The organism is Corynebacterium sp. HMSC06C06 (assembly GCF_001807295.1).
Taxonomy (GTDB): domain Bacteria; phylum Actinomycetota; class Actinomycetes; order Mycobacteriales; family Mycobacteriaceae; genus Corynebacterium; species Corynebacterium striatum.
Map to the genome: position 1 here is coordinate 69,304 of NZ_KV788482.1, position 11,824 is coordinate 81,127.

Genomic DNA, 11,824 nt, shown 5'->3' on the forward strand with positions numbered 1-11,824 from the left:
ACATGGCAAATAACTTTGGCAACAATTCCGGCAACTACTCTGACGATGAGACTCGCCAGATTGGCCGCGTGACGGGCTACGGCTCAGGCTTTGACAACAACGACGCCACTCGCCAGTTCGGTGCGCCGGATGACCGCCCGCGCCAGGTGTTCCCGGGTGCCTCGCAGCCAGCTGCGAGCAGCTATGGCCAGCCCAGCGGCTACAGCTCGGGCTACACCCCAGGCCCGGAGCGCGACTATGACCCGGTTCCGTCGAGCTACGAGGTGGAGCCGGAGCGCTCCCACAAGAGTGGCGGCAGCGGCCTGACTGGGGTCTTTGCCGCGATTGCAGCAATCGCGGTCATCGCAACTGGCGCGCTGTTTTTCATGTGGCGCAACGCCACCTCGGAGGCAGAATCGCAGCCTGAGGCCGTGACCACCACGGCCACTGTTACTGAGGAAACGCCCACCACCGTGACTGAGACCGTCACCGAGGAAGCGCCGTCGAACCCAATCGAAGAGCTGCCGACCCAGCTGCCGCCGGATATCCAAGACCAGCTCGAACAGGGCGGCCAGGGTCTTGAAGGTCTTCTGGATGAGCTTTTGAATGGAGCCACCGGTAACAACGGCAACGGCAATAGCCGGGGTGCCTAAGGCCTAAACGCCACTAGTACTATGGGGCAGCATGACTGACTCCATGAAGCTGGCCGAGGCGGTGGCCGCTCAACTCGCGCGCCACCTTGCTGACGTCATTATCTGTCCTGGTTCCCGCAACGCACCGCTCTCGCTGGCCTTGCTTGCTCGCCAGGACATTCGCGTTCATACACGCCTCGACGAGCGCTCCGCCGCTTTTACCGCGCTGGGCATGGCCCGCGTGCAGCGCCGCCACGTGGGCGTGGTGATGACCTCCGGCACCGCCGTTGCCAATGCACTGCCCGCGATGGTCGAGGCCGCGCATTCTCACACGCCGTTGGCCGTAATTAGCGCGGACCGCCCTGCGCGCCTCGTGGGCACCGGCGCCTCCCAGACCATTCAGCAGCAGGGCATTTTCGGCGTCTACGCCGAGACCACCCAGGTCACCGAGGTCGAGGACATCCCGTCGGTGGCTGAGCGTTTCACCAAAGACCACCAGGTTCACATCAACGTGGCGTTTGACATGCCGCTTCTCGACGCCGAACTGCCCGCCACCCCCACCGACTTCACGCAACACAAAGCCCCGCTTCCGCGCCCGCTAAACCACGGCGAGGTAGCCGTGGACTTGAGCAAGAACACCCTCGTCATCGCCGGCGACGAAGCCTGGGAGGTCGAAGGCCTCGAGGACGTTCCCACCATCGCTGAGCCGACCGCGCCCGCACCGTATCACCCGGTGCACCCGGCAGCGGCGCACATCTTCCGCCGCGCCCAGGTCTCCGCCAACGACTACGTGGTCAACACCAAGGTCGAGCAGGTCATCGTGGTCGGACACCCCACGCTGCACCGCAGCGTGCTGGCCCTTATCAACGATCCAGACATCGACCTCATCGTGCTCTCCCGCACCGCCGACTTCACCAACCCACGCGGTGATGCCGCAACCTTGGGAACCACAGTCAAGGTTAGCGGTGAGCCTTCCCGCGAGTGGCTGAAGATCTGCCAGGGTGCAGCACAGATGGCTTCCGACGCCGTCCGCGAGACCCTCGAAAATCCCGAGCTGGGCTTTACCGGACTGCACGTCGCGGCAGCGGTGGGAGACACGTTGTCTGTCGATGACACCCTGGTCTTGGGCGCTTCCAATCCGGTGCGCGACGCCTCCCTGGTAGGCTTGCCCTTCGACGGCGTGGACACCTACTCGCCCCGCGGCGCCGCCGGCATCGACGGCACGGTCGCACAGGCAATGGGCGTGGCACTGGCCACCCAGTCCCGCGACGCAGACGCTTGGCGTGCCCCGCGCGTCGTCGCCTTGCTTGGCGACGTCACCTTCCTCCACGACGCCACCTCCCTCCTCATCCCGCAGGGAGAGGCACGCCCGGAGAACCTCACCATCGTCGTGGCAAACGACGACGGCTGCGGCATCTTCGAGCTGCTCGAGCAGGGGGCGGAGCCCTATCGCGCCTCCTTCGAGAAGGCTTTTGGAACGCCGCATGGGGTGGGCGTCGCCAAGCTGGCGGAAGCCTTTGGCGCAGACTACCGCGAGGCTAATACCGCGCAGGAGCTGCTGGATACCCTGGCTGAGCTGAAGGAGACCTCCGCGGGCGTGACCGTGGTGGAGGCGCACACCACCCGTGAGACGCGCCGCCAGCTGCAGGCTGAGATCACCGCGAAGGTCGGCAAGTAGGTGGGCGCTACACCAGCAAGGCTGCCGATGACCCCCAAAGCGGCGGTGGTCCCGCGATATACGCCAGCCGTCTATCGCCGCCGGCTGCACCAGCTCATCATCGCTTTGTATGTGGCCTCGCTGGTGGGCATGCTGGGAATGATTGTGGGCGCGTTTCTCAATGACCGCTCCATTGAATCAAACCCAGGGCGCGCGCTGGCCACGGTTACTGACGTCGGAATCACGCGTACCTCCGTGGACTTCCAAGACAACAAGGGCATCTATCATTCGCCTCAATCGGGGCTGCTGTATCCCACCGGACTGGGCGAGGGCCAGCAGGTGTGGGTGCTGTACTCCCGCGCGAACCCCGACCTAGTGAAGGTGGAGGGGCGCGAGTGGACGCTTTCACTAATTCCTGCGCTGTCCTCGATGTTTGTGGCTAGCCTCATCGCCGCCGGTGCATGGTGGACGGTGGGTGTGAGCACCCGTGCAGCTGAGCGCCGGATGCAAATAAACGAGAATGTTAACCAAGATTTTCCGCACGCTTCACCAGAATCTACAGTGGAATAGGGGATGATGGAACGCATGCGTGTTGCGATCGTGGCTGAGTCTTTTCTTCCAAACGTCAATGGAGTGACAAATTCTGTCTTGCGAGTGTTGGAGCACTTAGCGGACACCGGCCATGAGGCTCTGGTCATTGCTCCAGGTGCCCGTGAAGGCCAGGAAGAAATCGCAGACTACCTTGGGTTCCCCATTGTCCGCGTGCCAACCGTGCGCATTCCTCTCATCGACTCGCTTCCGGTCGGCGTGCCCACCACGGCGGTGGATGAGGCCCTGCGCGAGTTCAAGCCGGACATCATCCACCTGGCCAGCCCCTTCGTGCTGGGTGCGGCAGGAGCTTTCTCGGCGCGGCAGCTGCGCATTCCTTCTGTGGCCCTCTACCAAACCGACGTTGCCGGTTTCGCCACCAAGTACCACGCCTCCGCGCTGGCCTATGCCACATGGGAGTGGCTGCGCACCATTCATAACGCGTGCCAGATGACCTTGGCTCCGTCTTCCCTGACCATCAAGGACTTGGAAGATCACCACATTAAGAACGTGCGCCACTGGGGGCGCGGCGTGGACTCCGAGCGCTTCCACCCGTCGAAGCGCTCCGCAGCGCTGCGCCAGAAGTGGGGAGTGGGGGACAAGTTGGTCGTGGGCTTCGTTGGCCGTCTGGCTGCGGAGAAGGGCGTGCACCGCTTGGCTTCGCTCAATGACAGAAAAGATATCCAGCTGGTCATCGTCGGCGATGGTCCCGAGCGCCCGCTACTCGAGGCGCAGCTGCCCAGCGCAGTTTTTACCGGTGCGCTGGGTGGCGAGGAACTCGCCGCGGCCTATGCTTCCCTCGACGTCTTTGTACACGCGGGTGAGTTCGAGACCTTCTGCCAGGCCATTCAGGAGGCACAGGCTTCCGGCGTTCCGACCATCGGCCCGCGCGCGGGCGGCCCAGTCGATCTCATTGAAGAGGGCTACAACGGGCTGCTTCTCGACGTCGCGACCTTTGTCGAGGATCTGCCCAACGCCGTCGATGCGCTGCTGAATCCAGAAATTCACGCGGAGCTGCGCGAAAACGCCCGGCAGTCCATCTCAAATAAAACGTGGAAGGCACTGTGTGAGCAGCTTGTTGGCTACTACGAGGAAGTCTTGGAAGACACCCGCCGCGTGCCGCTGACCATCCTGGGCCAGCGCCCCGAGCTGCCGCGGTGGGCGGCGCGTGCCCTCGGTGCGCGAGTGGCCTAAACTAGCTATTTATGTCAAAGGCAGATCTCGATAAGAAGCCCTTCGACGTTGCGCAGATGTTCGACGCCGTCGGTGCCAAGTACGACATCACCAACACGGTGTTGTCCTTCGGCCAGGATAAGATTTGGCGCAAACGCACTCGTGAGCGCTTGGACCTTAAGCCAGGGGAGAAGGTCCTCGATCTAGCGGCAGGCACTGCGGTGTCCACCGAAGAGCTGTCCAAGTCCGGCGCATGGTGTGTGGCCTGCGACTTCTCTCGTGGAATGCTGGCGGCTGGCGCTGCGCGTGACGTGCCCAAGGTGGCGGGCGACGGCATGAAACTGCCTTTCGCGGACAATACCTTTGACGCGGTGACCATCTCCTATGGTCTGCGCAATATTCACGACTTTGAGCTCGGCCTGCGTGAGATGGCCCGCGTGACCAAGCCGGGCGGCCGCCTGGCAGTGGCGGAATTCTCCAAGCCGATCATCCCGGTCTTTGGCACCGTCTACAAGGAATACCTGACCCGCTTGCTGCCGCCGATTGCCAAGCTGGTTTCCTCCAACCCAGAGGCGTACGTCTACCTCGCTGAGTCGATCCGCGCCTGGCCGGACCAGGAAGAGTTGGCCGCCGCCATCAACCGCAATGGGTGGGAAGGCGCCGGCTGGAAGAATATGACCCTCGGAATCGTGGCCCTGCACTCGGCCACGAAGCCGCTGCACTAGGCCCCAGCAACGCTGGCTCCGGCCCCGCCGAGCTCTCTGCCGAGCACTCACTGAGCCCTCTGCTGAGCTTTCGCCAGGCTCCCCCGCAAAAGGTCCCTTTGGGGTGGTCCCTTTGGCGGTTTTAGGCGCTAAAAATGCCGCCAAATGGTTTCTTTACCCCCTAAACGGACCCGATCAAAGGGACCATTTGGAAAGGAGCGCGGGCCTAGAGCGAGTTCCACAGCGGCGTATCGCGGCGCGCTGCCGAAACCCCACGCCCGGCGAGTTTCCACGCGCGAGCGATGACGTCGCGGTCCTCGTCCGTGACTAGGTTGCCCATGAGTCGCGCCGCGGCAGGCATGAGCATTCGGCCCACCGGACCGCGCAGCGCCACCGGCCCCGCGAAGGGCAGGAACTGTGGATAGGTCAAAAGCCGCGCCGCGGTGCGCGCTAGGACGAAGGCCTCGCCGTAGTGGGCTCGCAAAAGATCCGGCCACGCCAGCGTGAAGTCCTTGGTGCCCAGCAGGGAGACGGCTAGCTGGGCTGTCTCCAAGCCATAATCGATGCCCTCGCCGTTGAGGGGATTGACGCAGGCGGCGGCGTCGCCAATGAGCATCCAGTTGGCGCCGGCCACGTTGGACACCGCGCCACCCATCGGAAGCAGGGCAGAGGCCACCTTCTCGATGTCGCCCAAGCCCCAGTCGGCGCGCTGGCTCTCGGCGTAGTGGGTAAGAAGCTTCTTCGTATTGATGCGGGCCGGGCGCTGCGCGGTAGACAAAGCTCCCAAACCAATGTTGACCTGACCCAATTCCTCGCCAAGCGGGAATATCCAGCCATAGCCTGGCTGCACACTTCCGTCCTGATCCTTGAGCTCTACGTGGGAGTGCATCCACGGCTCGCCCGCAGAGGTGGACGTGGCATAGCTGCGCGCCGCGATTCCGTAGACCTCATCCTGATGCCACTTGCGGCCCAACAACTTGCCAAACGTCGAACGCACGCCGTCTGCCACGATGACCCACTTTGCGCGCACGGTCTGCTCGCCCACGCGGAAACTCGTCACGCGATTTCCTGCGAGCTCAGGGGCAGTCGCGGGGGTGCCCGTCCATACCGTGGCCCCAGCCGTGCGAGCGGCTTCGAAAAGCAGGTTGTCGAACTCGTGGCGCGGCAGTGCCGTTCCCACAGTCGTGGGGTAGCTGGACGGCCACGGGGCAGTGACGGACCCGCCATAGCCATGGAGCTTCAAACCCTTATTGCGATAAGACGAATTGACGTCCAAGCCCAATAGATCCAGCTGATACATAGCGCGCGGGGTCAGGCCGTCGCCGCAGGTTTTGTCGCGGGGGAAGGGGGAAGCGTCGATAAGCAAGGCGTCGTAGCCTGCGTTGGTCGCGTGGATCGCGGCCGCGGAACCTGCTGGCCCTGCGCCGATGATGGCCACGTCTACGAGTTTTGCGTTATCGATATGCTCCGACATACGCACTATCATTGCACGGGTTATCCACCTTAAGTGTGTTTAGGGCCGTGGTATGGACTACGGTAAGTAATCGATTATCACTCGCATTTTTGAGTTAAAGGAACGCTGTTAATGTCTCACGGCCAAACTCATGCCACGCATGTGGACTTGGGTGACCCGCAGCTAAGCGAGCGCATTAGTGCTGGAATAGCTGCCGTCGAGGAACTGCTGCACCACGAGATCGATCGTGGGCAGGACTTCGTCAAAGAGAAGGTCAGCCACCTTTCGAGCGCCGGCGGAAAGCGCTTCCGCCCCATGATGGCGCTGCTCGCCTCGGAATTTGGCGCGCGTCCGGGCTCCCCCGAGGTGGTTAAGGCCGCCACGGTGGTGGAGATGGTGCACGTTGCAACCCTCTATCACGACGACGTCATGGATGAAGCCGAGCGTCGCCGCGGCGTGGAATCCGCAAACTTCCGCTGGACTAACTCGGTGGCCATCCTGGCTGGTGACGTCCTGCTCGCCCACGCTTCACGCTTGATGTCCCAGCTGGACACACATACCGTCGAGCATTTCTCTGAAACCTTCGAGGAACTCGTGACCGGTCAGATGCGTGAGACCATCGGTGCGGGTGAGGCCAACGCCGTGGATCACTACATGGCGGTTATCTGTGAGAAGACTGCGGTTCTCATTGCTTCCGCGGGTTATCTGGGTGCCTATCATGCAGGTGCTACGCCGGAGCAGGCTGCGGCTTTGCGCCAGATTGGCGGCGCCATCGGCATGATCTTCCAGATTGTCGACGATATCATCGACATCTTCTCTGATTCCAAGGAATCGGGAAAGACTCCAGGGACTGACCTGCGCGAGGGCGTCTTTACCCTCCCAGTCCTCTACGCGCTGGAGGAAGAGGGCGCCGTGGGTGACGAGCTGCGCGGCCTGCTTACGGGCCCGCTTGGCGACGACGCTTCCGTCACACGTGCCATTGAACTGCTGCGTCAGTCTGGTGGCCGTGAGAAGGCTATGAACGACGTCCACGGTTACCTGCGAGTGGTCGAGGAACAGCTCTCCGTCTTGCCGGAATGCGCAGCTAGCGAAGCTTTGCGTCAGCTGGCTGACTACACCGTGCGCCGCGTCGGCTAGCTGCCTTCGTATTAACGCTATGAAAGCCCCCGTGTCCTGCCGATTTGCACGACAACGGGGGCTTCGTAGTAAAGTACCTAATCGCACCTCAAGTGCACGCCAGGTTGCCCGAGCGGCCAAAGGGAGCGGACTGTAAATCCGCCGGCATTGCCTTCAGAAGTTCGAATCTTCTACCTGGCACAGATAAACCCCGTGGTTTCGACCACGGGGTTTCGTGGTTTTGCTAGCGCTGGGCAGATTCCAGGGAGCAGAATCCAGGGACCGCGCCTTCTTCCGTCGCGGCGTCGTCAAGCGTAGTGCTCGTTCAAGGTCTATGGAAAGCGCGAAAAGTGTGCAATCTAAAGCTTTAAAAAGCCCCATTTTTTGTGGATTAAGCTGGCGATTTGTGTAACTAGAGTAAATCGGGTTAATCTTTTCAAGGCTTCAACGAGAGCGCAGCGAAGAAAACTTCGTTACTCAAAGAGGCTGTGCCCCCTTAGCTCAGTCGGCAGAGCGTTTCCATGGTAAGGAAAAGGTCGACAGTTCGATTCTGTCAGGGGGCTCCAATCATTTCTGCACCTTGGTGCACATGATTATGGCGGTGTAGCTCAGTGGTAGAGCAAGCGACTCATAATCGCTGTGTCGCGAGTTCAATTCTCGCCATCGCTACCGGGAAAGAAAGGCGCCCGTGATTGCGCGGGTGCTTTTTTACTACCGACTCCGGCCCAAGGGCTGGCGGTTTCTTAAGTAAATCGCCGTTCTGGTAGGGTTGTGCATGCTGTCTTTGGTAGACAAATGCATAGGGGCGTGGCGCAATTGGTAGCGCAACGGTCTCCAAAACCGTAGGTTGCAGGTTCGAGTCCTGTCGCCCCTGCCAAAACTTTTCCAAGGAGGAACCAGCTGTGAGCGATGAACAGCAGCCGATTAAGTCTGGCGCTGCACGCCCCACCGGTAAGCGTCAGCTCTCCGGTGTAGCTACCACCTCTTCCCAGTCGTATGCCGATAAGCGAGTTGTACGCGTAGAGGGCAAAAAAGATGACGCCACCGTTGGCGGCGGCTTGGCCGCTTTCCCGGGTGAAGTCGCATCCGAAATGAAGAAGGTTGTCTGGCCAACCACAAAGGAAATGGTGCAGTACACCCTCATTACCTTCGCCTTCCTCATCGTTCTGACTGCCCTTGTGTGGGGCGTCGACACGCTGGCAGGACTCGGAGTTGAGAAGATCCTCACTCCTTAGTAACCTGCTTAGCAGAAGCTTTTATCCCGCTGATTTCACTCGCAAGGGCGAGGGAAACGGCGGGATACTTTTTGCCCTCGTGTGCTTGCGGGGTGCTGGCGGTCACGCCGGCATTCCACAGGTAGGCTGGGGCGCAGAAAATTGAGAGCGCTTGCTTGCTTCAAGCTCGCGCGCGACAAGATGGAGTAGAGACCATGAGCGACGAGAACAACGTCGAAACCCCAGAGACCTCCCTCGAAGCTGCTCTTATCGGCAGCGTCCAGGAGCAGGCAGCAGAAGCAGTGGCTGAGTCTGAGACCGCTACCGAAGAGGCATACACAGAGGCTGAGGATCAGTCCGCTCCGGCGGAGGAAGCTGCATCTGCTGAGGCCACCGAGGCCGCTCCTGCCGAGGACGATGACTACCGCCGTCGCCTACGCCAGTTCACCCGCGAGCTGAAGAAGCAGCCGGGCCAGTGGTACATCATCCAGTGCTACTCCGGCTACGAGAACAAGGTGAAGACCAACCTCGACATGCGTGCGCAGACGCTCGAGGTTGAGGACTCCATCTTCGAGGTTGTTGTTCCGGTCGAGCAGATCCTGGAAAACAAGGACGGCAAGAAGAAGATCGTCAAGCGCAAGCTGCTGCCGGGCTACGTCCTGGTCCGCATGGAGCTGAACGACGCCGCCTGGTCCGTCGTCCGCGAAACCCCCGGCGTTACCTCCTTCGTGGGCAACGAGGGCAATGCCACCCCGGTCAAGATCCGCGACGTCGCCAAGTTCCTCATGCCTAACGAGGCTGCACCGGAGGCAAAGTCTTCCGCGGGCGACCAAGACGGCGAGCAGGTCGTCGCAATGCCGGAGAAGGCGGCTGCGAAGGCTTACGCGCACGACTTCGAGGTCGGCGAGGCAGTCACCATCCTGTCTGGCCCGCTCGCATCCGTTTCCGCAACCATCTCCGAGATCGACCCAGAGACTGGCAAGATGCAGGGCCTGGTTTCCATCTTCGGCCGTGAGACTCCGGTAGAGCTTTCCCCGACCGAGATCGAGCGCATCTCCTAAAACCAGGTGCCGCGTAGCCTGGGAAAATGGCATGCTACGCGATTTGGTAGCAGGGCGCACGGTGTTCTAAGATGAAACGCCGTGCGCCTTTTGCGTGCACGGACAATTAAACGTTTCTCCCCGGTGGCCCACTTGAGGTGAGCATCCGGACGGGCGCTGTTATTCATCGTGGCAGCGCACCGGTAACACAGGAAAGAGGTAATTCGATGGCTCCGAAGAAGAAGGTTTCTGGCTTCATCAAGCTGCAGATCGAGGCTGGTGCTGCTAACCCGGCTCCGCCGGTTGGTCCGGCACTGGGTGCCCACGGCGTCAACATCATGGAGTTCTGCAAGGCTTACAACGCTGCGACTGAGTCCCAGCGCGGCAACGTTGTGCCTGTTGAGATCACCGTTTACGAGGATCGCTCCTTCGATTTCAAGCTGAAGACCCCGCCTGCTGCAAAGCTGCTGCTTAAGGCTGCTGGCATCAAGAAGGGCTCCGGCGTTCCTCACACCGACAAGGTCGGCTCTGTGACCTGGGAACAGTGCAAGGAGATTGCACAGACCAAGTTCGAGGATCTGAACGCACGCGACATCGACAACGGTGCACGCATCATCGCCGGTACTGCTCGTTCCATGGGCATCACCGTTGATGGCATCCCGGCCAAGTAAACAACTTCATCAAAAAGTGAGCGGCCATCTCGTGTGGTCGCTCGTGGTAGGGCCAGCTACGGCCCGCCAACACCACATCAATCCAAGAAAAGGAATTGCTTAAATGAGCACCAAGTCTAAGGCTTACAAGGCAGCAGCAGAGCTCGTCGACAAGTCCCGTCTGTACACTCCGCTCGAGGCCTCCAAGCTGGCCAAGGAGACCTCCTCCAAGAACTTCGACGCTACCGTCGACGTCGTCTTCCGCCTGGGCGTTGACCCACGTAAGGCTGACCAGCTGGTTCGCGGCACCGTTTCCCTGCCTAACGGCACCGGTAAGGACGTTCGCGTCGCAGTTTTCGCTGAGGGCGAGAAGGCTGAGGCCGCTAAGGCTGCAGGCGCTGACATCGTCGGCACTGACGAGCTGATCGCTGCTATCAACGAGGGCAATATCGACTTTGACGTTGCTATCGCTACCCCGGACCAGATGGCTAAGGTTGGCCGCGTTGCTCGCGTCCTCGGCCCGCGTGGTCTGATGCCGAACCCGAAGACCGGCACCGTCACCGCTGACGTTGCAAAGGCTATTTCCGACGTCAAGGGCGGCAAGATCTCCTTCCGCGTTGACAAGGCTTCCAACCTGCACGCAATTCTGGGTAAGGCTTCCTTCGACGCAGAGAAGATCGCTGAGAACTACGGCGCTCTGTACGACGAGATCCTGCGTCTGAAGCCGTCCTCCTCCAAGGGTGTTTACGTCAAGAAGGTAACCATCTCCACCACCTCTGGTCCTGGTATCCCGGTTGACGCTTCTGTTCAGAAGAACTACGCAGAGTAATTCTTGCGTGAATAGCACTCGCCACTGTGCGAGACGCTGACTGCCGAAGGCTCCGACTCTTGGTCGGAGCCTTCTTTATTTTCCCTTATGAGTCCCAGATGCCAGGAAACTCGCAGGAACACTCAGGCGACTTACAGGTTTATTCTATTGTCTAGCAAGTTCCATGCCCCATACTTATGTAGTGCGTTTGAGAGAGGCGCATGAGAGATAGAGAGAACACCCTGAGCTTTGCAGGGCGCGACGGCCTGAGAAACCGTTGCGATAGCCAAAGCGCATAGAGAGACACCGTGGGCCCCGACCAGAAGGTCGGGGCCCACGGTGTTTTCGTAGTTTTGTAAGCTGGGCTGGCGACGAGGTGCGCCATTTAGCCCACTGCCCAGACTAGCCCCGCCCGTTCCAGCGCCCGCCAGGACCAACCAGGACCTAGCATGTCCGTTCGAGGCTTCGCCGGAGCGGGAACCCAAGAATGTATGGTCCTCTTTTTAGACTCGTGAACATGATTACTGGCTCTGTAAAATCTCAAGTAGACACCATCTGGAATGCCTTTTGGCCGGGTGGCGTTTCGAATCCGATTACCGTCATTGAACAGTTCACCTACCTGCTGTTTATACGCCAACTCGATGACCGTCAGCGCACCGCTGAGAAGGCCGCGAACCTGCTGGGTGGGGAACCCGATCCAAGTCAGATGTTCTATGATGCGGAACATCGCCACCTTCGCTTCAGCGAGATGGCTGCCATTGACTCGCCAGAGGAACGGGCCTGACCCCCGGAAAGTGGACACGTCGGGGG

Annotated in this window: 12 protein-coding genes and 4 tRNA genes; 15 read left to right on the top strand and 1 reads right to left on the bottom strand. The window is 60.7% G+C overall.

Annotation, left to right across the window (positions count from 1 at the left end; all coding sequences use genetic code 11):
- Positions 1-2: 2 nt before the first annotated feature.
- Genes HMPREF3153_RS04040 through HMPREF3153_RS04060 form a run of 5 tightly spaced genes read left to right on the top strand, consistent with a single transcriptional unit; the run spans position 3 to position 4,754 of the window.
- Positions 3-632 carry a hypothetical protein gene (locus HMPREF3153_RS04040; protein WP_070420090.1) on the top strand — a complete coding sequence of 210 codons (630 nt, stop codon included), beginning with the start codon at positions 3-5 and terminating at the stop codon, positions 630-632.
- A gap of 31 nt (positions 633-663) precedes the next feature.
- Complete coding sequence (gene menD, locus HMPREF3153_RS04045) at positions 664-2,289, top strand: 2-succinyl-5-enolpyruvyl-6-hydroxy-3-cyclohexene-1-carboxylic-acid synthase (protein ID WP_046646475.1); 1,626 nt, start codon at positions 664-666, stop codon at positions 2,287-2,289.
- Between the two features lie 27 nt (positions 2,290-2,316).
- Positions 2,317-2,838, top strand: coding sequence for a DUF3592 domain-containing protein (locus HMPREF3153_RS04050; protein ID WP_070420091.1), 522 nt, complete (start codon positions 2,317-2,319; stop codon positions 2,836-2,838).
- A 15-nt stretch (positions 2,839-2,853) separates the two neighbouring features.
- Positions 2,854-4,050, top strand: coding sequence for a glycosyltransferase family 4 protein (locus HMPREF3153_RS04055; protein WP_049192499.1), 1,197 nt, complete (start codon positions 2,854-2,856; stop codon positions 4,048-4,050).
- 11 nt (positions 4,051-4,061) lie between these two features.
- Entirely contained in the window at positions 4,062-4,754 is a 693-nt protein-coding gene (locus tag HMPREF3153_RS04060; RefSeq protein ID WP_070420092.1) for a demethylmenaquinone methyltransferase, read from the top strand.
- Between the two features lie 205 nt (positions 4,755-4,959).
- Here the strand turns inward: HMPREF3153_RS04060 and HMPREF3153_RS04065 are convergent, their stop codons facing one another.
- Positions 4,960-6,219 (bottom strand): geranylgeranyl reductase family protein, encoded by a 1,260-nt coding sequence (locus HMPREF3153_RS04065; RefSeq protein ID WP_070420093.1) that lies wholly within the window; start codon positions 6,217-6,219, stop codon positions 4,960-4,962.
- 99 nt (positions 6,220-6,318) lie between these two features.
- Between HMPREF3153_RS04065 and HMPREF3153_RS04070 the strand changes: the two genes are divergently transcribed.
- The 10 genes from HMPREF3153_RS04070 to HMPREF3153_RS12840 all read left to right on the top strand — a co-directional run bounded on the left by HMPREF3153_RS04070 (position 6,319) and on the right by HMPREF3153_RS12840 (position 11,798).
- Positions 6,319-7,323, top strand: a complete 1,005-nt coding sequence (locus tag HMPREF3153_RS04070) for a polyprenyl synthetase family protein (RefSeq protein WP_070420094.1) — start codon at positions 6,319-6,321, stop codon at positions 7,321-7,323.
- A gap of 98 nt (positions 7,324-7,421) precedes the next feature.
- Positions 7,422-7,503 (top strand) — tRNA-Tyr (locus HMPREF3153_RS04075).
- 289 nt (positions 7,504-7,792) lie between these two features.
- Positions 7,793-7,868: transfer RNA gene (locus HMPREF3153_RS04080), tRNA-Thr, on the top strand.
- Between the two features lie 31 nt (positions 7,869-7,899).
- A tRNA-Met gene (locus HMPREF3153_RS04085) sits at positions 7,900-7,971 on the top strand.
- Between the two features lie 132 nt (positions 7,972-8,103).
- Positions 8,104-8,179, top strand: a tRNA-Trp gene (locus HMPREF3153_RS04090).
- Positions 8,180-8,204: 25 nt separating this feature from the next.
- Positions 8,205-8,537, top strand: a complete 333-nt coding sequence (gene secE, locus HMPREF3153_RS04095; protein WP_046646506.1) for a preprotein translocase subunit SecE — start codon at positions 8,205-8,207, stop codon at positions 8,535-8,537.
- A 194-nt stretch (positions 8,538-8,731) separates the two neighbouring features.
- Positions 8,732-9,577 carry a transcription termination/antitermination protein NusG gene (nusG, locus tag HMPREF3153_RS04100; protein WP_005527669.1) on the top strand — a complete coding sequence of 282 codons (846 nt, stop codon included), beginning with the start codon at positions 8,732-8,734 and terminating at the stop codon, positions 9,575-9,577.
- 206 nt (positions 9,578-9,783) lie between these two features.
- Positions 9,784-10,227 carry a 50S ribosomal protein L11 gene (gene rplK, locus HMPREF3153_RS04105; protein WP_005527670.1) on the top strand — a complete coding sequence of 148 codons (444 nt, stop codon included), beginning with the start codon at positions 9,784-9,786 and terminating at the stop codon, positions 10,225-10,227.
- A 103-nt stretch (positions 10,228-10,330) separates the two neighbouring features.
- Positions 10,331-11,035 (top strand): 50S ribosomal protein L1, encoded by a 705-nt coding sequence (rplA, locus tag HMPREF3153_RS04110; protein ID WP_005527671.1) that lies wholly within the window; start codon positions 10,331-10,333, stop codon positions 11,033-11,035.
- A gap of 496 nt (positions 11,036-11,531) precedes the next feature.
- Positions 11,532-11,798 carry a type I restriction-modification system subunit M N-terminal domain-containing protein gene (locus HMPREF3153_RS12840; protein WP_070420095.1) on the top strand — a complete coding sequence of 89 codons (267 nt, stop codon included), beginning with the start codon at positions 11,532-11,534 and terminating at the stop codon, positions 11,796-11,798.
- Positions 11,799-11,824 lie beyond the last annotated feature (26 nt).